The sequence below is a fragment of the Caulobacter sp. P1_B12_2 genome, from assembly GCF_056406675.1.
This window is the reverse complement of sequence record NZ_JBFTZS010000003.1, coordinates 1-22,824: the sequence shown is the minus strand read 5'-3', so window position 1 is coordinate 22,824 and position 22,824 is coordinate 1. Positions and strand designations below refer to the sequence as shown.

Here is a 22,824-nt window from a genome sequence, read left to right as displayed (position 1 = left end):
AGCGGCCCGAAAGCCTCAACTCGCGTTCGCTGAATCCACTCAGAGACCGTGTTCGTCTCCGGTGTTTCCGGGCCTCAGCCTTTCTTGGCGACCCAGGCGCTGATCGCCGGCAGGGCGGCCTTGCGGGCCTTGATGCGGTCAGTGATCGAGGCGACCGACTTGTCGGCCTCGCCGCGCGAGCCGGCCGGCAGATTGGCCGCGGCGTAGGCGGTGACCTTGCCGATCATCGCCGGATCGGCCGAGGTTTTCGCCAGGTTCGGGATGAACTTGGTCGCCGAGGCCGCATCGACCTTGCCATTGACCGCGTCCTTGTGGGCCAAGGCGAAGTCGAAGGCCAGGTCGGGGTGCAGGACCGCGACTCGCGAGATCATGTTGGCCGACAGGGTCTCGCCGGGCTCGTCGGTCAGGGCCAGCGCCAGGGCCTTGGCGGCCAGGGCCTCATCCTCGGTCGAGGCCATCTGGGTGTAGAGCTGGTCGCGGATCAGCGGGGTCTTCTCAGCCTTGGCCTGTTCGTGCAGGGCGTCCCAGGCCGCGGCGTCGGCGTGGCGGGCCACGACGGCCAGGATCGACTTGCGCAACGGACCGGGCACGGCGRTGGGGTCGGTCTTGTCGGCGGCGTAGCGGCGCTTGGCCTCGGCGATCACCGCCGGGTCGCCCAGGGCGCCCAGCCGCACGATCAGGGAGGCGCGCAGCGAGGCGACCGGAGCGGCCTCGCCCGGCTTGGCCGTCCAGCCGATCTTGTCGAACACCGGCGACAGGCGGGACAGGGCGAACTTGCGGAAGGCGGCGCGCTCGGGCGAAGCGTGGTCGTACATGACGTCCACATCGGCCAGCACGCCCACCACCTTGCCCCAGACCTGCGGGTCCGCGTCGGCCGGGGTGGCCTGGACCAGGTCCAGGGCGTCGGTGACGGCCTGCTGGCCGTTCAGACCCAGGGCCCAGGCGTCGGAGATCACGCCCAGCTGGTCGATGGCCGGCAGCTTGGCGAAGCCGGCCGAGAGGCCGCCGAAGGCCTTGGGCGTGTAGAGGGTGCGGAAATAGCCGGCCTGGCCGGCGTTGACGACCACCGGGCCGCAGCCTTCGACGCTCAGCGAACCCTTGCCGCCGACCACCAAGGTCTTGGCCACGGCGCTGGAGCCGGCGACCTGGGCCGAGACCGGCACGCGCCAGGCCAGGGGGGTCTTGGTCGGCTTGTCGCGGCTGAACTCGCCCTGGGTCAGGGTCACCGGGGTCTTGCCGGCCGCGCAAGCGCCGGCCTCGACCGTGATCAGCGGGACGCCCGGCTGCAGGGTGAAGTCGTGGGCGATGGCGGTGATCGGCTTGCCGGCGGCCTTCTCGACCTCGGTCCACAGGTCGTCGGTGGTGCTGCTGCCGTGAGCGTGGGCCTTGATGTAGGTGCGCACGCCGCTACGCCAGGCCTCGGGACCGACGTAAGCCTCGAGCATGCGGATGACCGCCTCGCCCTTCTGGTAGGTGATGCCGTCGAAGGCCTGGCTGGCCTGGTCGACGGTCTCGACGTGCTGCACGACAGGGTGGGTGGTGGCCAGCGAGTCCAGGCCCATGGCGTATTCACGGCCGCCGATCGCGCCCAGCTGGCTGTTCCATTCGGGGTGGAAGTGCTCGGTGGCCCGGCCTTCCATCCACGAGGCGAAGCCCTCGTTCAGCCACAGATCGTCCCACCACGACATGGTGACCAGGTCGCCGAACCACTGGTGGGCCATTTCGTGGGCCACGGTGGTGTAGATGTTCTCGCGGTCGGCCTGGGTCGAGATCGCCGGGTCGTCCAGCAGGGCGTATTCGAAGTAGAAGATCGCGCCCCAGTTCTCCATGGCGCTGAAGAACTGGCTCTGGCCGGGGGCGGCGATGTGATCCAGCTTCGGCAGCGGGTAGGGGGCGCCGAAATAGTCGTTGTACCACTGCAGGATCGGGCCCGAGGACTTCAGGGCGAAGTCGGCCTTGGCCAGGTCGCCCTTCTTGGTGATCACGCCCATCTCGACGTCGCCGACCTTGGCGGTGGCGCGGTCGAACTCGCCCAGGCCGAAGAACAGCAGGTAGGTCGACATCTTCGGCGAGGTGGCGAAGGTGACCTTGGACTTGCCGCCGGAGAGGTCCTGGGTCTTGGCGATCGGCATGTTGCCGATGGCCATCTGGCCGGTCGGGACCGTCACCTGGACGTCGTAGGTGGCCTTGAAGAACGGCTCGTCCCACGAGGGGATGAAGCGGCGGGCGTCGCTGTTCTCGAACTGGGTGTAGAGCGCGCGCTTTTTGCCCTGGTCGGTGTCGTAGTCCAGCGCGAACAGGCCGGCGGCCTGCTTGTAGATCTTGCCGCTGTAGTCGATGGCCAGGACGTGAGCGCCCTTGGCGATCGGCTTCGCGAAGGTGAAGGTGGCGGTCTGGGCCTCGGCGTCGACGGTGACCTTGGCCACGCCCTCCTTGGCGCCATTTGGGCCGACCATCTCGACCTTGGCGAAGTCGAGGTCGGCGGCCTGCAGGGTGATGGTGCTGGTCGGGGCGGCGACGTCGATATTGATCTTCACCGAGGCGGTGAAGGTCAGCTTGTCGGCGTCGGGGGTGAAGGCCAGATCATAGTGCGTCGGGACCACGCYGCGCGGCAGCTGGGTGGTGACATTGGCGGCGGTGATCGCCGGCTTCGCGGCCGTGGCGGCCTTGGAAACCGGGGTTGCGGCCAAGGCGGATCCGGCGGCAAAAACGAGCACGGCGGCAGCCGCGGAAGAGAGAAGTCGACGCATGAACGGCCCTGGATTGCAAAATTTGTTCGGGCGGCAGGCCCGGCGGGCGCAAACCAACACTGTCGCAACGCGTCTGGCGCATTAAATCTCCGTAATGATTAAACCGATCAGCGTTCTGCCAGGTTTCGACCTATGGCGCGGTCTGCTGGACCCCAAGGCCCAGAACGATTTGACGCGTCTGGTCCAGGCCGCCTTCGACATCGCGCCGCCCGCAAATTACGAAACCGCCTACGGCAAGGCCATGAGCGTGGCGATGACCAGCTTCGGGCCGCTGGGCTGGACCAGCGACAAGACCGGCTATCGCTACGCCGACCGCCATCCGGACACCGGAGAGCCCTGGCCGGACATGCCCCAGGCCTTGCTCGACCTCTGGGCGGACCTGGGCGATCCGGAAACCCCGCCCGACGCCGCCCTGATCAATCTCTATCGCGGCGACGCCCGCATGGGCCTGCACCAGGACCGCGACGAAGCCGATCCGCGCTTTCCGGTGCTGTCGGTCTCGCTGGGCGACACCGCGGTGTTCCGGATCGGCGGGACCGCGCGCAAGGACCCGACGCGGTCGCTGCGGTTGTCGTCAGGGGATGTTTGCCGGCTGTCGGGACCGGCGCGGCTGGCGTTCCACGGGGTGGACCGGATCCTGCCCGGGTCGTCCGGGCTGGTGCCGGGGGGAGGGCGGATCAACATCACGTTGAGACGGGCGACGGCGGCTCACCCACTTGCCCCCACCTGACGGCTTCGCCGTCTGTCCGCCCCCATAGGGGTCAAGTGTTCACCGCACAAAGAAAAGGGCGGCCCCGCGAGGAGCCGCCCTTTGTCATGACTTGGCTGGAAGCCTTCAGCCCCGCAGCTTCCGCGTGATCGTCTCCAGATCCTGGCTCAGCACCGGGTCCTCGGCGCGCAGGGCCTCGATGCGGCGCACGGCGTGCAGGACCGTGGTGTGGTCGCGGCCGCCGAAGCGCCGGCCGATGTCGGGCAGCGAGCGGGTGGTCAGCTGCTTGGCCAGCCACATGGCCGCCTGGCGCGGACGGGCGATGGCGCGGTTGCGGCGCTCGCTGAGCAGGTCGGCCTGTTTCATGCCGTAGTGCTCGGACGTGGCCTTCTGGATGTCGTCGATGGTGATGCGCTTCTCGCCGGCCCGCAGATGCGGACGCAGGATCGCCTGGACCTCGTCCAGGGACAGGCGCGAGACGCCTTCGCCAGCCCGGGCCGACAGGGTGTTCAGCGCGCCTTCCAGCTCGCGGACGCTGTCGGTGAAGCGGTCGGCCAGGAAGTTCAGCACCTCGGGGCGCATGGTCGGCTCGAAGCCGTGCTGGCGCGACAGGGCCTGCAGCTTGCGGTCCAGGATGCCCAGGCGCAGGGCGCGGTCGGCCGGCTCCAGGCCGCAGACCAGGCCCGCCGACAGGTGCGAGCGCAGGCGGGCGTCCATCTCGGTCATCGCCGCCGGGGCGCGGTCCGAGGAGAACACCACCCGGCGGCCGTCCTCGACCAAGGCGGTCAGGGTGTGGAACAGCTCTTCCTGGCTCGACTGCTTGCCGGCGATGAAGTGGACGTCGTCGATGATCAGCAGGTCGGCGCCGCGCAGCTCTTCCTTGAAGGCCGCCGTCTGGCGATCCATCACCGCCCGCACGAAGGTCGACAGGAAGCGCTCGGCGGTCAGATAGACCACGCGCTTGGTCGGGGCCTGGCGCATGGCCTCCCAGGCCAGGGCGTTGAGCAGGTGGGTCTTGCCGAAGCCGTAGGGGCCGTGGAACAGCACCGGATTGAAGTGGCCGTCGGCCCAGCTCGCCACGCGGCGCGCCACGGCGTGGGCGAATTCGTTGGCCGGACCCGGCACGAAGGTGTCGAAGGTGAAGCGTTCCTGCAGACCCTGGACGGGCGAGGGCTTGGAGCCGTTGGTCGGCGCCAGGGCGGGCACGTCGCTGGACACCGGCAGCACGATCTCGATCGGCTCGGCCTTGGCTTCATAGCCGGCCCCGCTCACCGAAGAAGCGCCATTGGCGGCTTCGAATTCCAGGCGCGATTTGAGATCCAGCCGGCGCGAGGTGGAATCGTTGGCCGCCCACAGCTCGCTGACGCGACGCCAGGCGCTGCGGCGAATCCAGTCGCGCGCGATCCCGGTCGGCGTCACCACCACCACGTCGCCGGCCTGGCCTTCGCGCAGCACGGCGGGCGCGATCCACGAGCCGAAAGCCGCGTCGCCCAGCTCGCGCTTCAGCACCACGCAGACCTTATTCCAGACGACGCCCGCGGGCTCGCAGGCCACCGTCGAGAACGCAGCCGAAAACTCTTGGGTCACTACCCCGCCTTTGGTCGTCATCGGTCACCGCCTCGGTATGTCGTGTTATCCCCGATCGCCGCCCCCCATGGCGCACGACCGCGTCTCAAGTCTTCGTTGTCCAGCAGGCACAGGGGGYTGATCGGCGAACGCAAGGGTTCGGCCGCCGCCAGTGATCTCCATGGACTGGAAGAGCGTTGAGACCCTTAAACTAGCCAGCGGCCCCCGCCGGTCAAACGGAAAACTTGAGTCCGTCGGCGGATATTTCTGTTGACTCGACAGACGTCCTCGCCCGCCAAGGGAATGCAATTTGGGACCCCCGCGTTCACCCAACCGAATGTCTCGTGGACAATCTTGAGTTTGAAAAAAGGCAATAGAAAAAGCCGACCGAGTTTCCTCGATCGGCTTTCCTAAGTCTTTGAATTCGCTAGCCGAACGACGTTCGGCTAAAAACTGGATTAGGCAGCGGCCTGATCAAGCTTCTTCAAGCGAGCCGCCAGGCGCGAAACCTTGCGCGAGCCGGTGTTGGGGTGGACGACGCCCTTGGAGACGGCGCGCATCAGTTCCGATTGCGCTTCGATGAAAGCAGCCTTGGCGACGGCGGCGTCGCCGGCGGCCAGGGCGTCTTCGAACTTGCGCAGGTAGGTGCGGACGCGCGAGCGGCGAGCGGTGTTCACTTCGGTGCGACGAGCGATCTTGCGGATCGCTTTCTTGGCGCCGGGATTATTGGCCATAGTTCGGACCTTCAAACGGACAGCCGCGCGGGCAGCCGCGAAGCAGGAGAAATCAAGAGCGCGCGGATATACGGGAACGACCGCCCGGGGTCAATCCATCGCCGGGCCAGAATCGCTCGCGCGGCTCAAACGGCGTTCACGAGCCCTTGAACGCCGGTTTGCGCTTCTCGACGAAGGCCGCCATGCCTTCCTTCTGGTCGTCGAAGGCGAACAGCGAGTGGAACAGGCGCCGCTCCAGCGCGACGCCGGTGCTGAGCGTGGTCTCGTAGGCGGCGTTGACCAGCTCCTTGTTCATCGCCGTGGCCAGCGGCGACTGGGCGGCGATCTTGGCCGCCACGGCCAGGGCCTCGTCGACCAGGGTGTCGGCCGGGAAGATCCGTGACACCAGGCCGGCTCGCTCGGCTTCCTCGGCGCCCATCATCCGGCCGGTCAGGATCATGTCCATGGCCTTGGACTTGCCGACCAGGCGCGTCAGGCGCTGGGTGCCGCCGATGCCGGGGGCGACCCCGAGATTGATCTCCGGCTGGCCGAACTTGGCCGTGTCGGCGGCCAGGATGAAGTCGCACATCATCGCCAGCTCGCAGCCGCCGCCCAGGGCGTAGCCCGCCACCGCGGCGATGATCGGCTTGCGGGTGCCCTCGATGGCCCGCGCGCCGGCGGCGAAGAAGTCGTCCTTGAACATCTGGGCGTAGGACTTGTCGGACATCTCCTTGATGTCGGCCCCGGCCGCGAAGGCCTTGGCCGAGCCGGTGACGACGATGCAGCCCACGGCGTCGTCGGCCTGGGCCGCCGCCAGAGCTTGGCCGAGTTCGGCCAGCAAGGCGGTGTTCAGGGCGTTCAGGGCCTCGGGCCGGTTCAGCCGGACCAGGGTCACGCCGGGCGCGGCCTCGGGGGTTTCGACGATCAGGGTCTCGTAGGCCATCGGCGGGTCTCCTGTTGAGCGCCGCCTTTATAGAGAGGTCGGCGACGTTGGGGAGCCCTGGGGTTGGTCAACCTCTCAGCGCGCCTGAACAGCCAGGCCGTGACATCGCGGTCAGGGCGGCGCCGACACGCCCGCCTCGGTCTGCACCACAGGCCTGAGGGAGCCGTCGGCATTGTAGCGAAGGCGCTCGACCGTCACCGCCCGACGCCCGATCGCCCCGTTCAGGTCACCGATCGCCAAGGTCGCGTTGTGCAGGAAGATGTACCAGTCGCCCTTGAACTCGACGATGCCGGGATGAATCGTGAAGCTGTACTTGCCCGATCCGGTGAGTTCGCCGCGGTAGGTCCAGGGACCGGTGATCGAGGGCGCGGTCGCGTAGGAAACGTGCTCGTCGCGCTGCGTTGTCCGATCAAGCGAGGCGTAGCTCAGATAGTAGAGGCCGCCACGCTTGTGCAGCCAAGGCCCCTCCTCGAAGTGCGGAGGGGTGATCTCGGTGATGGGGCCGTCGATCTCGATCATGTTCGGCTTGAGCTTGGCGAGGTAGCACTGGCGGTTGCCCCAGGCGATCCAGGTCGTGCCATCGTCATCGGTGAACACCGTGGGATCGATGTCCTCCCAGCTGTGCGTTCCCTTGGGCGTCATCTCATTGGTGATCAGGGCGGATCCGCGCGCGTCGACGAAGGGACCGGTCGGCTTGTCCGACACCGCCACGCCGACGGCCTTGCCGGGGTGTGAGCTGTCGTGCTCGACGGCGGCGTAGAAGTAGAATTTCCCGTTCTTCTGGATCGTCTGCGACGCCCAGGCGTCCTTCTTGGCCCACTTGAAGTCCGTGGCCTTCATGATCGGCGGATAGGACGTCCAGCTTTTCATGTCCGTCGTCGAATAGACCAGCCACTCGCGCATGTTGAACATTTCGTCGCGCTGGGCCTCGTCGTGGCCGACGTAGAGAAACAGGCGGTCACCGACGACCAGCGGCGCGGGATCCGCCGTGAACCTGTCGCGAAAGAGGGGGTTCGAACCCGGCTCGGCCGGCTTCGCGTCACTCGCCCAGGCCGGCGATGCGACGGACATCGCCGCCCCCAGCGCAAGCGCTATCCATGCCGATTTCATCGGTCTTCCTCCCGTGACGCGCCATCCAGAATTACTCGGACAAAAATGATCGTCAATCGCGCGGCGCCCCCGACCATGGTCGAGCGAAACCCTCTTGCAAGCCTCAAATTGTTAGCGCTACCAATTGTCGGACATAACTTGGCGTGCCGTGGGCCGTGCTGTCCAGGGACGCGCCGAGAAAAAACAAAGCAGGAGGAACACCGTGAGAAGCCATGATTTCGGGGCGGCTGGCCGTCGACATCGATCCCTCGGCGCCGGCCTGGGCGCTATGGTCCTGGCGCTGGCCCTGGCCGGCGGGGCCCTGGCCCAGAACGACAAGATGACGCCCATCCCCGTCCCCGCCCAGCCGACCGCGATCACGCTGGACACCGGGACCCTGCCGGGCGCGACGTCGCCGGAGTCCTGGCACCGCCAGTACAACAGCGTCTTCGCCCGCAATGTCACGGTGGCGACGCTGACGCCCTTCCTGCCCGATCCGGCCAAGGCGACGGGCGCGGCGGTCATCGTCGCCCCCGGCGGCGGATTTCGCACCCTGTCGATGGAAAACGAGGGCTGGGAGGTCGCCCGCGCGCTCGCCGACAAGGGCGTGGCCGCCTTCGTGCTCAAATACCGGCTGAACCCGACGCCGGCGGACATGCCGGGCTTCGAGCGTTCCATGGCCGAGATGTTCTCGACCACCGCACAGAGGCCGCGGCCCGATCCGCGGGCCGCTATGGCCGGCCTGGCCCCGCAGATCGCCGACTCGCGCGCGGCGTTCGCGCTCGTTCGCCAGAGGGCGACCGAATGGCATGTCGATCCCGACCGCATCGGCATGCTGGGGTTTTCCGCCGGCGCCATGCTGACCTTGGCGACGACCTTGTCAGGGGACGACGCCAAACCCGCCTTCATCGGCCTCATCTACGGCCCGATCACGCCCGTGACCGCGCCGGCCGACGCCCCGCCGATGTTCGTGGCCCTGGCCGCCGATGATCCGTTCTTCGCCAACAGCGGCGTGGGACTGATCGACAGCTGGCGAGCCGCCAAGCGCCCGGTCGAGTTCCACCTCTATGAGCAAGGCGGACATGGGTTCGGCATGTACCAGAAGACCACGACCAGCACGGGCTGGTTCGACGCCTACGTCCGATGGATCGGCATGCACGGCATGCTGAAATCCAAGTCCTAGAGGCCCGGGGCGGCGGCGGGGGCGCCCTTCAGGGGCCTCCGACGTCCGCCTCGCAGCCGACCCCGGCTCACACCTGGCAGACCGGGCAGAAAAAGGTCGATCGGCCCGCCTGGACCTCGCGGGCGATCACCCCCTTGCAGCCGGGCGTGGGGCATGGCTGGCCCGCGCGGTCATAGACCCGGAAACGGTGCTGGAAATAGCCCAGGGCGCCGTCGGCCGCCGCGAAGTCCTTCAGGGACGATCCGCCGACCTCGACGGCCTCGGCCAGCACGTCCTTGATCGCCGTGGTCAGGGGTCCCAGCCGCTTGCCGGCGATCATGCCCGCCGGCTTGAACGGCGAGATATGGGCGCGGTGCAGGGCCTCGCAGACATAGATGTTGCCCAGGCCCGCGACGGTCTTCTGGTCCAGCAGCAGGGTCTTGGGGCCCTGCTTGCGGCCGCTGAACGCCGCGACCAGGGTCTTGGCGTCGAAGGCTTCGCCCAAGGGCTCGGGCCCCATCGTCGCGAACCACGGGTGGCGGTCCACGGCGTCGGTGGCGATCAGGTCCATGAAGCCGAACCGGCGGGGGTCGTAATAGGTGACCGTCGCGCCCGCTTCGGTCTCGAAGACGACATGGGCGTGCTTGTCGTCGGGCGTGACCTCGCGGGCGAAGTCGCCGGGACGCACCGTTCCGGATGGCGCGGCGATCTCAAAGCGCCCGGTCATGCCCAGGTGCATCACCAGGGTGTCGCCGCGATCCAGCGGGGCCAGCAGGTACTTGGCCCGGCGGTCCAGCCGCAGGATCTTCGCGCCTGTCAGCCGCTGGACGAAGCCGTCCGGCAAGGGGAAGCGCAGGTCGGGACGGTTGGCGCGCACGCGGGCCAGGCGCGCGCCGCTCAACACCGGCTCCAGGCCGCGGCGCACGGTCTCGACTTCGGGCAGTTCGGGCAAGGAAGACCTCGGAGCAGCTTGGCGTGACAGATATCGGGCATGGAGCGCGCGGTTCCTAGGGCCGGCCAAGCAAAACCGGTGACGGACAGGCGCGGGCGGTTATAAGAGCCGGACGACACAAGCCAGAGCTGGGGGCTGGCCCCGAGCGATTCCGAGCGCCAAATTCGAGCAATGACATGACCAAGGCTTCCGCCACTTTCGGCTTCAAGGACGTCGACGCCTCGGCCAAGGCCGGCCTGGTGCGCGGCGTGTTCGACCGGGTCGCCAAGAACTACGACCTGATGAACGACGTGATGAGCGGCGGCGTGCACCGGCTCTGGAAGGACGCGGTCGCCGCGCGCCTCAACCCGCAGCCGGGCGAGATCATCATCGACTGCGCCGGCGGCACTGGCGACATGGCCCGACGCTTCGCCAAGATGACCCGGGCGGCCCAGGAGCGGCGCGGCGGTCCCGACGCGGTGATCAACATCATTGACTACAACGCCGAGATGATCGGCGCTGGGATCGAGAAGGGCGGCGCGCCCGAGATCACCTGGACGGTCGGCGACGCCCAACGCCTGCCCCTGCCCGACGCCTATGCCGACGCCTATGTCATCTCGTTCGGCATCCGCAACGTCACCGACATCGACGCGGCCCTGCGCGAGGCGCGCCGGGTGCTGAAGCCGGGCGGCCGCTTCATCTGCCTGGAGTTCTCCAAGCCGGTGACCGAGGCTCTGGCCAAGGCGTATGACGCCTATTCCTTCAAGCTGATCCCGCAATTCGGCGAGTGGCTGGCCAAGGATCGCGACGCCTACCAGTACCTGGTCGAGAGCATCCGCCGCTTCCCCGACCAGAAGACCTTCGCCGGGATGATGGAGAACGCCGGCTTCAAGCGGGTGACGATCACCAACTTCACCGGCGGCGTCGCGGCGATGCACCAGGGCTGGGCGCTGTAGGGGACGCGACGGATGGATGGCGACCTTGCTTACAGGAGGCGCCTTCATGATGGTTCTTCATCGACAGGGCAGGCCATGATCTGGATTTCATCGAAGCCGTTGGCGGGAATTCTCAGTGCGCTCGCCTTGGTCGTCCTGACGCCGCTGACGGCCCACGCCCAAGCGACGTCGCGAACCTGTTCTGGACAAGCTGGAGAGACGCCGGGCCCAGCTTGCCTCGTCGCCCACCAAGACCTTGGGGCGCTGCCACCGACGCCGCTCTACTGGAACATCTACACCTTCGCCGACGTCCAGGCCGCCGAACGCGCCAAGCCGGAGCATGGCGCGGTCGTTCAGGCCTTCGGCCAGGTTTGGGTGTTTGACCTGGGCGCCAAGGGACACCCACTCGAAGGCGGCGCCCATCTCGCCGACGTCGGCCCGCTTCCGATCGAGACCACGCAGGGCGACTTCAGCGCCGAATACCTGAAATCGACGTTCGCGCCCGGCATGACCGCGCCGGTTCATGTGCATTCCGGCCCGGAGGCGTTCTATGCGATCAGCGGCGGAAGCTGCCTGGAAACGCCCGATGGCGTTCAGGTCGCCCGTGGCGCGGGGCATTCGTTGATGGTGCGGCATGGTCCGCCCATGTTGTTGATGGCGATCGGCCAGGAGACGCGACAGGGCTTCGCCTTGATCCTGCACGGAGAGGGCAGCCCCCCAACGACGCTCACCTCGGCTTGGACGCCCAAGGGCCTGTGTCCGAAAGAGTGATGGCGGCCAACATCCGCAACGGGTGGATTGCGGCGGGCTTTCCCACGCTCCGATAGGACGCCCCTGACGCTTTGAACCGTTCACGCGAGGCCGGCGGATAGGGCCGCCATGCGGCCTCCGTTATCAACAGCGAGCGATCGCGACAGGCGCTTTCGCATCCGCCGGCCGGAGGACGACGTGGTCCGCAGTCTCGTTTTCGCGATCGCGATCGCACTCGCGACGGCTCAGCCGGTAAGCGCCGCCACAGTCGGTGGGCTGGAGCCGACGATGTCGAACCATGATCAAGCTGCGCACGGGAGGTCGCCCCGGCCCGCCGGCCACGCTCGCCGACGTTGCGTGGCTGGAGGGCCGCTGGATCGGCGAAATGCCGGAAGGGCCGGTCGAGCCCGTGATCCTGGGTCCCAGCTTCGGACATCTGCCGGGCTTTGTCCGGGCGGTGAATCCGCAAGGGGTGATCTTCTATGAAATCTGGATGCTGGCGGAGGTGGGCGGTTCGCTCACCAATCGGGTAAGGCACTTTTCGCCGCAACTCGCCGGATGGGAGGCGCAGGACGCCTATATCGACCGTCCGCTCGTCGACCGCGACGCCGCCAACCTGTTCTTCGACGGGGCGACCCATTCCAGAACCGGCCCAGACACCTTTGCGGTCTATTTTCTCAACCGTTCAGGTGGGCAGGAGCGCGAGACGATCGTGACACCGTTCAGACGGACGGCCACGGATCGCCCCCTCGCCCCAAGTCATTGAGGCCCAGGACCGTAGGGGCTGATACCTCGCTCAGGACCGAAAGCGGACTTGGTTTTTCTCCTGAATTCCTCCCGGCAAGCGTCTCCTGCGCCGCTTTTCGCGCCGCGCGGCGGGTCGGCGGCGAAAGCGGCCTTGACCGAAGCGCGCGGAGCGGGCTTTCAGGCCGGGACATGAGCTTTTTCCCGCCCCCACGCCGCTCGTCGATCGAGACCCCCGCCGCATGAGCCGGGCCGCCGCGTTCGTGCGCCTGATCGGCGCCGGCTGGGGCCTGGTCCGGGCCGACGCCCTGATCCCGCGCGAGCTGGAGCCGGTGCTTCCGCCTTCGGCGCTTTGGGCGGGGCGCGCCTTGCGGCTGTTTTYCGGCGGAGCGGCGCGCAAGGGCCGGCCAGGCGAGCGCCTGGCGCGGGTGCTGGAGCGCGAGGGTCCGGCGGCCATCAAGATGGGCCAGTTCCTGTCGACCCGGGCCGACATGTTCGGAACCCCGTTCGCCGAGGACCTGTCGCACCTGAAGGACCGCCTGCCGGCCTTCCCGCTGGAGGTCGCCAAGGCCGAGGTCGAGCGCGGGCTGGGCGCGCCGCTCGACACCGTCTATGCCGGCTTCGAGGCCTCGATCGCCGCCGCCTCCCTGGCCCAGGCCCATGCGGCCACCCTGCTGGACGGGACCAAGGTGGCCGTGAAGGTGCTGCGGCCCGGCGTCGAGCGTCAGGTCGTCCGCGACAGCGCCGCCCTGCGCCTGGCCGCCGACCTGGCCGAGCGGCTGGTTCCCGCCGCCCGCCGCCTGCGGCCGCGCGAGTTCGTCGAGGTGGYGATCCGGGCCCTGGACCTGGAGCTGGACCTGCGTTTCGAGGCCGCCGGCTGCGCCGAGCTGGGCGAGGCCATGAAGGTCGACCCGTACATGCGCGCCCCCAGCGTGGTGTGGGACGGCGTCGGCAAGCGCTTTCTCACCCTGACCTGGGCCCCCGGCCTGGCCCTGTCAGACCCCGCCGCGCTGGAGCAGCCGGGCCTGGACCGCAAGGCCCTGGCCGAGGCGGTGACGCGCGGTTTCCTGGCCCAGGCCCTGGACCACGGCCTGTTCCACGCCGATCTGCACGAGGGCAATCTGTTCGTCAGCGCCCAAGTTCAGGGAGAGGGGGCCGCCATCGTCGCCGTGGACTACGGCATCCTGGGCCGCCTGGGCCCCAGCGAGCGCAAGTACCTGGCCGAGATCCTCTACGGCTTCCTCAATCGCGACTATCCGCGCGTGGCGGCGATCCATTTCGACGCCGGTTACGTGCCCGCCCACCAGGACCGCGACGCCTTCGCCCAGGCCCTGCGGGCGGTGGGCGAGCCGGTGTTCGGCCGCGACGCCAGCGACGTCTCGATGGGCAGGCTGCTGGCCCAGTTGTTCGAGATCACCGCCCTGTTCGACATGGCCCTGCGGCCCGAACTGGTGCTGCTGCAAAAGACCATGGTCACGGTCGAGGGCGTGGCCCGCCGCATCGACCCGACCCACGACCTGTGGGCCGCCGCCGATCCGGTGGTCCGCCGCTGGATCGCCCGCGAACTGTCGCCGGCCGCCAAGATCCGCGACTTCACCGACGAGGCGGTGCGGGCGATCCGCGCCATGGCCCGTCTGGCCGAGGCGCCGACCGTGCCCGCCGTCGCCGTGATCGAGACCCGGCCCGCTCGTCCGCTGCTGTGGTTCCTGGCCGGGGCGTTGGTGGCGGGACTGGCCTTCGCGGCGGGGGCCTGGCTGGTCTAGAGCTGGGTTAGCGCCCAACCGAACGCACGTCGACAGTCTGCCGACACGTCGTCTGGCGTCGTCACCCCTCACCCCCCACCGCTTCGCGGCGGGCCCCTCCCTCTCCTCTCCGGGAGAGGGTTCAGGCGAGCCGGCGTCACCAAGCTCGTCCAGGGGCGGCTCGGCGCCGCCCCTGGGTCCCGGTCGCCCACCAGGCCAACCGGGAAACGAAGGGAAGACGCGGTGGGGCCGCTCGCCTTCCCTTCGGCGCCTCCCCCGGGCGCGCTCGAGTGCTGATCTAGCTGTCGCCGGCGGCGGACGCCCGTTCGCGCGAGGCCGTGCGTCGTTGGCCGCCGCCCGCCTTCTGCGTCGTCCAATAGGCCTCCCCGTCATCGGGCTTGAACATCGTGCGGGGCGCGCCGGCCTTGGTGACCACCGCGAAGACGTTGTCCTTGGGGTCGTAGATCAAGGTGTCGCCGTTGGCCCGCTTCAGGGTTTCGGCCCCTGCCGGCGGATGGCCGACGAAGGCGTGGGTCTTGCGGACATAGTCGTCGACATCGGCGGCGGCGAATTCGGCGCCGTAGCGCTCGAAACCCCGCTGGGCGTTCTCCTCGGCCGTTCGCGTACGGTTGGCCGCCCACATCGGCTTGCCCGCCACCTTGCGGACCGGAGCGTCGCGCGGATCGGGCCGGGTCGGCGCGCTGTCGTATGAAGGCGCCTCGCGGTCGGACGCGGGCTCGGCCGCTGAGGCGACGTCGCCCGCCTTGGGCGCCTTCACCGCTGACGCGCCGCCGTCGCAAGCCGCGAGCCCAAGCGCCAGGGGCAAGGCCAGCCCGACGGCCAGAGCGGAAAACCAGGACGCGCACCGTACCGTCATGAGGGATCTCCGAATGTTTCCTCTACCTTCGCGATTAAGAACGAAGAAAGAACGCATGTCGAGTCCCCGTTAACGATTTTACCGAAGGGGGCTTACGCTGAGGGCCGCGTCGCTCTATGCGCCTGGGGAGCAGGCGCGAACCGGAGGCGGACCAGCGTGACCGACACCCTCAACCCTGGCCGGGTTCTTCTGATCGTCGGCGGCGGCATCGCCGCCTACAAGGCGCTGGAGCTGACAAGGCTGCTTCGCAAGGCCGGGGTGGGCGTGCGGCCGATCCTCACGACGTCAGGCGCCGAGTTCGTCACCCCCCTCTCGCTGTCGGCGCTGGCCGAGGACAAGGTCTATAGCGAGCTGTTCTCGCTGACCGACGAGGCCGAGATGGGCCATATCGAGCTGTCGCGCTCGGCCGACCTTGTGGTCGTGGCTCCGGCGACCGCCGACCTGATCGCCAAGGCCGCCCACGGCCTGGCCGGCGATCTGGCTTCAACCACCTTGTTGGCGACCGACAAACCCGTGCTGATGGCCCCGGCCATGAACGTGCGTATGTGGCTGCACCCGGCGACCCAGCGCAACCTGGCGACCCTGAAGGCCGACGGCGTGCTGTTCGTCGGTCCCGACGAGGGCGCCATGGCCTGCGGCGAGTTCGGACCCGGCCGCCTGGCCGAGCCGCCGGTGATCTTCGAGGCCATCATGGAGTCCTTGAAGGGTCCCGCCGCCCATTCCTTGAAAGAGGGGCCGCTGGCCGGGAAGCACGCCCTGGTCACCGCCGGACCGACCTTCGAGCCGATCGACCCGGTGCGCGGCATCACCAACCGCTCCAGCGGCCGCCAGGGCTATGCGATCGCCGGCGCCCTGGCCAAGCTGGGCGCGCGGGTCACTCTGGTCAGCGGACCGGTGTCCCTGCCCACGCCCTTCGGCGTCGATCGCGTCGATGTCGAGACCGCGCGCGACATGCTGGCCGCCAGCCAGGCCGCCCTGCCCGCCGATGTCGGGGTGTTCGTGGCCGCCGTCGCCGACTGGCGCATCGACGAGGTGTTCGGGACCAAGCTGAAGAAGGACAAGGGCGGCCCGCCGGCCCTGACCTTCGTCGAGAACCCGGACATCCTCGCCACGCTTTCGGCCTCCGGGCCGAGGCGCCCGAAACTGGTCATCGGCTTCGCGGCCGAGACCAACGACGTCGAGGCCCACGCCCGCGCCAAGCTGGCGCGCAAGGGCTGCGACTGGATCATCGCCAACGACGTCACCGAGCCCGGCGTGATGGGCGGCGACGAGAACGCCGTCCTGCTGATCTCCAAGGACAAGACCGAACGCTGGACACGGGCCGCCAAGGATTCCGTGGCCCGCGACCTCGCCCAACGCATAGCCACGAGCCTTTCATGACCTCTCCGCACATTCCCGTCGTCCAGCTGCCCCACGCCGAAGGCCTGCCCCTGCCCGCCTATGAAACCAACGGCGCGGCCGGCATGGACCTGCGGGCGGCGGTGGCCGAGGATGCCCCCCTGACGCTGAAGCCGGGCGCGCGCTTCATGGTGCCGACGGGCCTGGCCTTCGCCGTGCCGCTGGGCTTCGAGGCCCAGGTGCGGCCGCGCTCGGGCCTGGCCGCCAAGAACGGCGTCACCTGCCTGAACACCCCCGGCACCATCGACAGCGACTATCGCGGCGAGGTGAAGGTGATCCTGATCAATCTGGGAGAAGAGGATTTCACGATCCGCCGCGGCGACCGCGTCGCCCAGCTGGTGATCGCGCCGGTGGTCCAGGCCTCGTGGGGCCTGACGACCAGCCTGGACGAAACGGCGCGTGGCGCGGGCGGCTTCGGCTCGACCGGCGCGAAATAGCGAGGCGGCGAGGCGGCGCGGAGTCGCCGTCCCTCAGCCGCCGTGCAGGGCCGGCGACATCGCCAAATACCCGCCGAACCCGGTCGCGAAGGCGGCGGCGGCCAGCCACAGGACGGGACGGAACATCGAGATCGGGCCGTGGGCGTTCATGGACGCTTCCTTTGTCGGCGGAACACACCCGCCACTTGGAAATACGCGCTCCCCCTCCACGCGGTTGCGTGGACGCGCGTTGACTATGCCGTGATTCTCCCGGCGCGCGAAAGATCGACGGCAACCACCCTGAGGACGCCCGGCTCCGCGACGCGGCGACGCGGCCGTTCGGCCCGGGTTGATTTTTGGACGGGTGCGTCCATTTATCCCTTGCCCGGGACGATGCTCCGATATATCGCCCCGGTTCACTGGGTTGTTTTCGGGATCCTAAGTCCATGGCCGCCGCGTCCAAGAAGAAGCTTGTTCCCCTGATCGTCGGCGGCGTGGCCGTCGTGGCCCTGGTGGTCGGCGGCGGGCTGTGGTTCGTCGACAAGCAGCGCTACGAGACCACCGACAACGCCTTCGTCCAGGCCGACACCGTGCAGGTCAGCCCGCAGGTGTCCGGCTATGTCGCCGAGGTCCTGGTGGCCGACAACCAGCGGGTCGAGGCCGGCCAGGTCGTCGCCCGGATCGATCCCGCGCCGCTGCAGGCCAAGCTTGACCAGGCCATCGCCAACGCCCAGGCCCTGGAAGCGGCGATCAAGGGCGTCGACGACAAGTCCGCCCTGGAACAGGCGATGATCGCCCAGCGCGCCGCCGGCGTCGCCAGCGCCCAGGCCGACCAGGGCCGCGCCAAGGCCGACCTCGTCCGCTATGACGCCCTGGCCAAGCAGGGCTGGGTCTCGGCCCAGAAGGTCCAGACCACCCAGGCCGGCGCCGCCCAGTCGGCCGCCGCCGTCCAGAGCGCCCAGGCCGCCCTGGAAGCTGAACGCCGCACGGCCCAGTCGCTGGGCTCGGCCCGCGCCCAGACCGTGGCCCAGGCCGCCGCCGCCCGCGCCGCCGTCGAGCAGGCCCGCATCGACCTGGACCGCACCGTGATCCGCGCGCCCGCCGCCGGCGTGGTCGGCGCCCGCTCGGTCCGTCCGGGCCAGCTGGTTCAGCCGGGCGTGGCCCTGATGTCGATCGTTCCGGTCGGTCAGGGCTACATCGTCGCCAACTTCAAGGAGACCCAGGTGGGGCGCCTGCGGGTCRGCCAGCCGGTCGAGATCCATGCCGACGCCTTCGGCAAGAGCGTGATCCGCGGCAAGCTGGACAGCTTCGCCCCGGCCACCGGCCAGGAGTTCGCCCTGATCCCGGTCGAAAACGCCGTGGGCAACTTCACCAAGATCACCCAGCGCCTGCCGGTGAAGATCATCGTCGAGAAGTCGGGACTGGGCTCGGCCCTGCGTCCTGGCCTGTCGGTCGACGTCAAGGTCGACGTTCGCGACCGCTCGGGCCCAAGCTTCGCCCAGGCCGGCCTGCCGGACGCCGGCCAGTACGCCCAGAAGGGCCAGCCGGGCGGCCAGGCGCGCTAGGGCGCCGGTCCCGGATCGCCGCCATGACCGACGCCGCCCTCCCCGCCAACGCCCAGCCCGGCGCCCCGCCCAAGCCAGCGGCGGCGACCCCCGAGGTCGACTGGACCAAGCTGTTCCTCGGCTTCGGGGCCATGGTCATCGGCCAGTTCATGGCCATTCTCGACATCCAGATCGTCGCGGCCTCGCTGCCGCAGATCCAGGCCGGGGTGGGCGCCAGCGCCGACCAGGTCAGCTGGATCCAGACCGCCTACCTGATCCCCGAGGTCGTGATGATCCCGCTGTCGGGATATCTGTCGCGGCTGTGGGGGACGCAGCGCGTCTACCTGATGTCGTGCACCGGCTTCATCGTCATGAGCGTGCTGACGGGCCTGTCCTCGTCGATCGACATGATGATCATCACCCGGGCCCTGCAGGGCTTCATCGGCGGGGCGATGATCCCGACGGTGTTCGCCGTGGCCTTCACCGCCTTCCCGCCGGAGCGGCGCATCACCGCCAGCGTGATCATGGGCCTGATCGTCACCCTGGCCCCGACCGTCGGCCCCACCCTGGGCGGGCACCTGACCGAGTGGCTCAGCTGGCGCTGGCTGTTCTTCATCAACGTGCCGACCGGCCTGATCGTGCTGTTCGGCGTCGCCCGCTGGGGCCAGTTCGACAAGGGCGACCCCAGCCTGGCCAAGGGCTTCGACTGGTTCGGCCTGGCGGTCATGGCCACCTTCCTGATGAGCATGCAGTTCGTGCTCGAGGAAGGCTCCAAGGACGGCTGGTTCGAGGACACCGGCATCCTGGCCCTGACCGTGACGGCGGTGGTGACCGGCGTGGTCTTCATCTGGCGGTCGCTGAGCTATCGCAACCCGATCGTCGAGCTGAAGGCCTTCGCCAACCGCAATTTCAGCATCGGCGTGGCCATGACGGCCGTGTCCGGAGCCAGCCTGTTCGGCGGCACCTTCCTGCTGCCGCAGTTCCTGGGCCGGGTGCGGCACTATTCGGCCTCCGAGGTCGGCACCACCATGGTGGTCTCGGGCCTGTCGATGTTCGCCACCGGCCCGATCGCCGGCCGCCTGGTTCGCCAGATGGACCCGCGCATACCGATGTTCATCGGCTTCATGCTGGCGGGCTTCGGCATGTACATGGCCCACGGCGTGACCAAGGACTGGGGCTTCTGGGAGTTCTGCGGCGTCCAGGCCTGCCGCGGCGTGGGGGTGATGATCGCCATGATCGCCACCCAGCAGGTGACGATGAGCACCCTGCCCCCGCACATGGTCAAGAACGCCTCGGGCCTGGTGAACCTGTCGCGCAACACCGGCGGGGCGATCGGCCTGGCCTTGCTGGCCACGACGATCACCAACCAGACGGCGTTGTACTATATGGGCCTGTCGGACCAGATGGGTCAGGGCGACGCCCGGCTGGCCGGCATGATGCAGGGCCTGGCCGCGCGCATGCAGCAGCTGGGCGTCGCCGATCCCGACGGCGCGGCGCGCAAGGCCATCAGCGGCATGATCAGCCAGCAGGCCACCGTGCTGGCTTTCGGCGACAGCTTCACCCTGCTGGCCTACGGCTGCTTCCTCGCCGCCATCGTCTCGCTGCTGGCCAAGCCGGCCAAGAACGCTCCTCCACCCCCTTCGGACGCGCACTGACATGCCCAGAGTCTTCTGATGCCAAGAGTCGCGGGACAGATCGACGTCGCCAAGACCGAAGCCATCCTCGACGCCGCCGTCGAGGTGATCGGTCAGCGCGGCCTGGGCGCGCCGATGGAGGCCATCGCCAAGCGGGCGGGCGTCTCCAAGCAGACCGTCTACAACCACTATGGTTCGAAGGCCGAGCTGATGCGGGCCTTGATGCATCGGCGCGTGGAGTCGATCACCGCCCCGCTGCGCGATCCCGGCGCCGCTGACAATCCGACGCAGGCCCTGGAGGCCTACGCCCTCTCGCTGCTCGAGACCCTGATCACCAACAAGAGCTACTCGATGATGCGGGTGGTCATGCTGGGCGCGGGCGAGATGCCCGACGTGGCCCAGGAGGTCTACGAGGCCGGCCCCCTGAGCGCCCGCCGCCAGCTGGCCGCCTTCCTGAGGGCCGAGACAGAGCTTGGCCGCATCAAGGTCGAGGACTTCGACCAGGCCGCGGAATTCTTTTCCGGCATGGTCATGGGCCAGAGCCAGATGCGCTCGCTCCTGCGCCTGCCGTCCGACAAGACCGCGGAGGAATACCGCCGCCTCGCGCGCGAGGCCGCCGAGCGGTTCATGCGCGCCTACGCCGTCTGACAAAAAAGGCCCCCGCTCGAGGAGCGAGGGCCTTTTTCGCGTCTGGAGCCGGTCCTAGGCTTCGACCTCGTCGGGCATGCCCATCATGTGGAAGCCCGCATCGACGTGGACCACTTCGCCCGTGGTCGAGCGGCCCAGGTCCGAGACCAGCCAGAGGGCGGCCCCGGCGACGCCCTCCATCGAGGTGTCTTCCTTCATGGCGCTGAACGCCCGGCCCTGGGCGATCATGCCCCGGCCGCCGGCGATGCCGGCGAGGGCGAGGGTGCGCATGGCGCCGGCCGAGATGGCGTTGCAGCGGATGCCCTTGGGACCCAGGTCGCGGGCGATGTAGCGGGTCGCCGCTTCCAGGGCGGCCTTGGCCACGCCCATAGTGTTGTAGTTCGGGATGGTCCGCTCCGACCCCAGATAGGTCATGGTGATCAGCGAACCGCCGTTCGGCATGATCTTGGCGGCGCGCTTGGCGACGTCCACGAAGCTGAAGGCCGAGATGTTCAGGGCCAGCAGGAAGCCTTCGCGGGTGGTGTTGTCGACGAACGAGCCCTTCAGCTCGTCCTTGTTGGCGAAGGCCACCGAGTGGACCACGAAGTCGATCGTCCCGAACTTTTCCTCGATGGCGGCGAAGGCCGCGTCCATCGAGGCGTCGTCGGTGACGTCCGCCGGGACCAGGGTGGTGACGCCGATGCTCTCGGCCAGCGGCCGCACCCGGCGCTCCAGGGCTTCGCCCTGATAGGTGAAGATCATCTCGGCGCCCTGGGCGGCGAGCTGCGAAGCGATGCCCCAGGCGATGGAGTTGTGGTTGGCCACGCCCATGACGAGGCCCTTCTTGCCCCGCATCAGCTCGCCCTTGGGGAATGCGTATTCGTCGGCCATGGCTTGGCTCTCCTGGAATCCTTGAGCGCTAGCTAGCAGGCGCTTGTTGTTCGCGGAACCCTTCAGACGGCGTCGATGTCGAAGCCGGCCGGCGGAAGGCCGGCCTGGGCGCGGTCGTGAAGGGCCTGAAACGCCGCTTCGAGATGGCGGGCGAAGGCGGCGGGATTGAACACCGGCGAGGCTCGCAAGGCCTTGTCCAGGCGGGCTTTCAGCGCATCGAGCCCCGGTCGGTCGGCGGCCAGCCGGATGGCGGCGGCGATGTAGGCTCCGGCGTCCGACGCGATCAGTTCGGGCAGGTCCAGCGCGATCAGCAGGCTGGCCGCCACCCGGCTGGCGAAGCTGTTGCCCGGCAAGGTCAGGACCGGAACCCCCAGGCGCAGGGCGTCGCTGGCCGTGGTGTGGGCGCCGTAGGGCCAGGTGTCGAGCACCAGGTCGGCCAAACCCTGGCGCGCCAGATGATCCGCATGCGGCGCGGGGGCGGCGAAGATCAGGCGTCGGGGTTCGATCCCCGCCTCGACCGCCCGGGCCCGCAGGTTGGCGGCGACGCCGGGCGAGCCCTCATAGAGCCATAGCACCGCGCCGGGCGCGTCTCGAAGGATCGCCATCCAGGCCGCGAAGGTCTCGGGCGTGATCTTGGCCGGGTTATTCAGGCAGGCGAAGACGAAGGCGTCGTCCGGCAGGCCGGCGTCCGCCCGGCTGGCCGTCGCTTCAGCGACCGTCACGGCGTCGTTGGGCTGATAGAGCGGCAGGCGGACCACCGCTTCGCTCCAGTCGCTCTCCGCCTCGGGCGGCAACACCACCGCGTCGGCGATCACATAATCGACGTAAGCGGCGGCCAAGGCTCCGGGATAGCCCAGCCAGCTGACCTGCACCGGCGCGGCGCGATGGGCCAGGATCCCGGGACGGCCGTCCTGGGTGTAGCCCTTCAGGTCCACGACGATGTCGACGCCGAGCTCCCGAGCCAGGGCCGCGACGGCCGCGTCGGACATTCGCCGCACGTCGATGCGCCGCTCGAACGTCGTGTCGATGCGCTCGCGCAGCGCGCCGCCCAGGTCGGGGCCATAGGACAGGGCGAGGATCTCGAACCGCTCGCGATCATGGGCCTCCAGCACGCCGGCCATCAGCCGAGCGGTGGCGTGGTCATGCAGGTCGGCCGACAGATAGGCGACGCGGATCCGTTCGCCCGGCGGCCGTGGCGGCCAGGTCGGCGATGGTCCGGCGGGCGGCGCGGTCAGGCGGGCGGCGACACGATGCAGGGCGGGATCGTCGAAGGCTGACAGGGCCGCGAACGGGCTTATGGCCAGACGGCCCGCCTCCAGCTCGGCGCGGATGGCCGCCAGCAGGGCCGCGTCGTCGCGCCAGTCGCAGACCTGACGCCGGACGTGCAGCAGGTCGCCCAGGRC

Annotated in this window: 21 protein-coding genes; 11 read left to right on the top strand and 10 right to left on the bottom strand. The window is 68.9% G+C overall.

Features of this window, described 5'->3' with window-relative positions; all coding sequences use genetic code 11:
- Positions 1-74 precede the first annotated feature (74 nt).
- Positions 75-2,690 carry a M1 family metallopeptidase gene (locus AC1DZ6_RS00420; protein WP_477095219.1) on the bottom strand — a complete coding sequence of 872 codons (2,616 nt, stop codon included), beginning with the start codon at positions 2,688-2,690 and terminating at the stop codon, positions 75-77.
- A 154-nt stretch (positions 2,691-2,844) separates the two neighbouring features.
- Between AC1DZ6_RS00420 and AC1DZ6_RS00415 the strand changes: the two genes are divergently transcribed.
- Positions 2,845-3,480: an alpha-ketoglutarate-dependent dioxygenase AlkB gene (locus AC1DZ6_RS00415; protein ID WP_477095218.1), complete on the top strand. Its 636-nt coding sequence runs from the start codon at positions 2,845-2,847 to the stop codon at positions 3,478-3,480.
- Positions 3,481-3,585: 105 nt separating this feature from the next.
- On the opposite strand, the gene dnaA is transcribed toward AC1DZ6_RS00415, so the two are convergent.
- The 4 genes from dnaA to AC1DZ6_RS00395 all read right to left on the bottom strand — a co-directional run bounded on the left by dnaA (position 3,586) and on the right by AC1DZ6_RS00395 (position 7,752).
- A complete protein-coding gene (gene dnaA, locus AC1DZ6_RS00410; protein ID WP_477095217.1) occupies positions 3,586-5,067 on the bottom strand; it encodes a chromosomal replication initiator protein DnaA in 1,482 nt (493 codons plus the stop codon).
- Positions 5,068-5,483: 416 nt separating this feature from the next.
- Positions 5,484-5,759: a 30S ribosomal protein S20 gene (gene rpsT, locus AC1DZ6_RS00405; protein WP_477095216.1), complete on the bottom strand. Its 276-nt coding sequence runs from the start codon at positions 5,757-5,759 to the stop codon at positions 5,484-5,486.
- Positions 5,760-5,895: 136 nt separating this feature from the next.
- The gene (locus tag AC1DZ6_RS00400; RefSeq protein ID WP_477095215.1) at positions 5,896-6,681 is read right to left on the bottom strand and encodes an enoyl-CoA hydratase; all 786 of its coding nucleotides are present in this window, start codon (positions 6,679-6,681) and stop codon (positions 5,896-5,898) included.
- A gap of 111 nt (positions 6,682-6,792) precedes the next feature.
- Positions 6,793-7,752, bottom strand: a complete 960-nt coding sequence (locus AC1DZ6_RS00395; RefSeq protein ID WP_477095214.1) for a glycoside hydrolase family 43 protein — start codon at positions 7,750-7,752, stop codon at positions 6,793-6,795.
- A 241-nt stretch (positions 7,753-7,993) separates the two neighbouring features.
- Between AC1DZ6_RS00395 and AC1DZ6_RS00390 the strand changes: the two genes are divergently transcribed.
- Complete coding sequence (locus AC1DZ6_RS00390; protein WP_477095213.1) at positions 7,994-8,953, top strand: alpha/beta hydrolase; 960 nt, start codon at positions 7,994-7,996, stop codon at positions 8,951-8,953.
- A 67-nt stretch (positions 8,954-9,020) separates the two neighbouring features.
- On the opposite strand, the gene mutM is transcribed toward AC1DZ6_RS00390, so the two are convergent.
- Positions 9,021-9,884: a bifunctional DNA-formamidopyrimidine glycosylase/DNA-(apurinic or apyrimidinic site) lyase gene (mutM, locus tag AC1DZ6_RS00385; protein ID WP_477095212.1), complete on the bottom strand. Its 864-nt coding sequence runs from the start codon at positions 9,882-9,884 to the stop codon at positions 9,021-9,023.
- Between the two features lie 176 nt (positions 9,885-10,060).
- Between mutM and AC1DZ6_RS00380 the strand changes: the two genes are divergently transcribed.
- The 4 genes from AC1DZ6_RS00380 (at position 10,061) to ubiB (ending at position 14,055) form a co-directional block, all read left to right on the top strand.
- Positions 10,061-10,819 (top strand): class I SAM-dependent methyltransferase, encoded by a 759-nt coding sequence (locus AC1DZ6_RS00380; protein WP_477095211.1) that lies wholly within the window; start codon positions 10,061-10,063, stop codon positions 10,817-10,819.
- Between the two features lie 75 nt (positions 10,820-10,894).
- A complete protein-coding gene (locus AC1DZ6_RS00375; RefSeq protein WP_477095210.1) occupies positions 10,895-11,569 on the top strand; it encodes a hypothetical protein in 675 nt (224 codons plus the stop codon).
- A gap of 277 nt (positions 11,570-11,846) precedes the next feature.
- On the top strand, positions 11,847-12,314 hold the full coding sequence (locus AC1DZ6_RS00370) for a DUF6265 family protein (RefSeq protein ID WP_477095209.1): 468 nt from the start codon (positions 11,847-11,849) through the stop codon (positions 12,312-12,314).
- 220 nt (positions 12,315-12,534) lie between these two features.
- A complete protein-coding gene (gene ubiB, locus AC1DZ6_RS00365; protein WP_477095208.1) occupies positions 12,535-14,055 on the top strand; it encodes a 2-polyprenylphenol 6-hydroxylase in 1,521 nt (506 codons plus the stop codon).
- 277 nt (positions 14,056-14,332) lie between these two features.
- Here the strand turns inward: ubiB and AC1DZ6_RS00360 are convergent, their stop codons facing one another.
- Entirely contained in the window at positions 14,333-14,911 is a 579-nt protein-coding gene (locus AC1DZ6_RS00360; RefSeq protein ID WP_477095207.1) for a hypothetical protein, read from the bottom strand.
- Positions 14,912-15,067: 156 nt separating this feature from the next.
- Here AC1DZ6_RS00360 and coaBC point away from each other — a divergent pair, with 156 nt between their 5' ends.
- Positions 15,068-16,291: a bifunctional phosphopantothenoylcysteine decarboxylase/phosphopantothenate--cysteine ligase CoaBC gene (coaBC, locus tag AC1DZ6_RS00355; RefSeq protein ID WP_477095206.1), complete on the top strand. Its 1,224-nt coding sequence runs from the start codon at positions 15,068-15,070 to the stop codon at positions 16,289-16,291.
- The gene (gene dut / locus AC1DZ6_RS00350) at positions 16,288-16,746 is read left to right on the top strand and encodes a dUTP diphosphatase (RefSeq protein ID WP_477095205.1); all 459 of its coding nucleotides are present in this window, start codon (positions 16,288-16,290) and stop codon (positions 16,744-16,746) included. The genes coaBC and dut overlap by 4 nt, the downstream gene beginning before the upstream one ends.
- 33 nt (positions 16,747-16,779) lie before the next feature.
- Here the strand turns inward: dut and AC1DZ6_RS00345 are convergent, their stop codons facing one another.
- On the bottom strand, positions 16,780-16,896 hold the full coding sequence (locus AC1DZ6_RS00345) for a hypothetical protein (RefSeq protein WP_477095204.1): 117 nt from the start codon (positions 16,894-16,896) through the stop codon (positions 16,780-16,782).
- A 275-nt stretch (positions 16,897-17,171) separates the two neighbouring features.
- On the opposite strand from AC1DZ6_RS00345, the gene AC1DZ6_RS00340 reads away from it, so the two are divergent.
- Genes AC1DZ6_RS00340 through AC1DZ6_RS00330 form a run of 3 tightly spaced genes read left to right on the top strand, consistent with a single transcriptional unit; the run spans position 17,172 to position 20,551 of the window.
- Positions 17,172-18,290 carry an HlyD family secretion protein gene (locus AC1DZ6_RS00340; protein ID WP_477095203.1) on the top strand — a complete coding sequence of 373 codons (1,119 nt, stop codon included), beginning with the start codon at positions 17,172-17,174 and terminating at the stop codon, positions 18,288-18,290.
- A gap of 23 nt (positions 18,291-18,313) precedes the next feature.
- Complete coding sequence (locus AC1DZ6_RS00335) at positions 18,314-19,924, top strand: DHA2 family efflux MFS transporter permease subunit (protein ID WP_477095202.1); 1,611 nt, start codon at positions 18,314-18,316, stop codon at positions 19,922-19,924.
- 18 nt (positions 19,925-19,942) lie between these two features.
- A complete protein-coding gene (locus AC1DZ6_RS00330; protein WP_477095201.1) occupies positions 19,943-20,551 on the top strand; it encodes a TetR/AcrR family transcriptional regulator in 609 nt (202 codons plus the stop codon).
- A 54-nt stretch (positions 20,552-20,605) separates the two neighbouring features.
- Here AC1DZ6_RS00330 and AC1DZ6_RS00325 read toward each other — a convergent pair whose 3' ends face one another.
- Together AC1DZ6_RS00325 and AC1DZ6_RS00320 are read right to left on the bottom strand one after the other, a co-directional pair.
- Positions 20,606-21,421: an enoyl-ACP reductase FabI gene (locus AC1DZ6_RS00325; protein ID WP_477095200.1), complete on the bottom strand. Its 816-nt coding sequence runs from the start codon at positions 21,419-21,421 to the stop codon at positions 20,606-20,608.
- A gap of 62 nt (positions 21,422-21,483) precedes the next feature.
- Positions 21,484-22,824: O-linked N-acetylglucosamine transferase, SPINDLY family protein (locus AC1DZ6_RS00320; RefSeq protein WP_477095199.1), on the bottom strand; the 1,341-nt coding region annotated here is incomplete at its 5' end.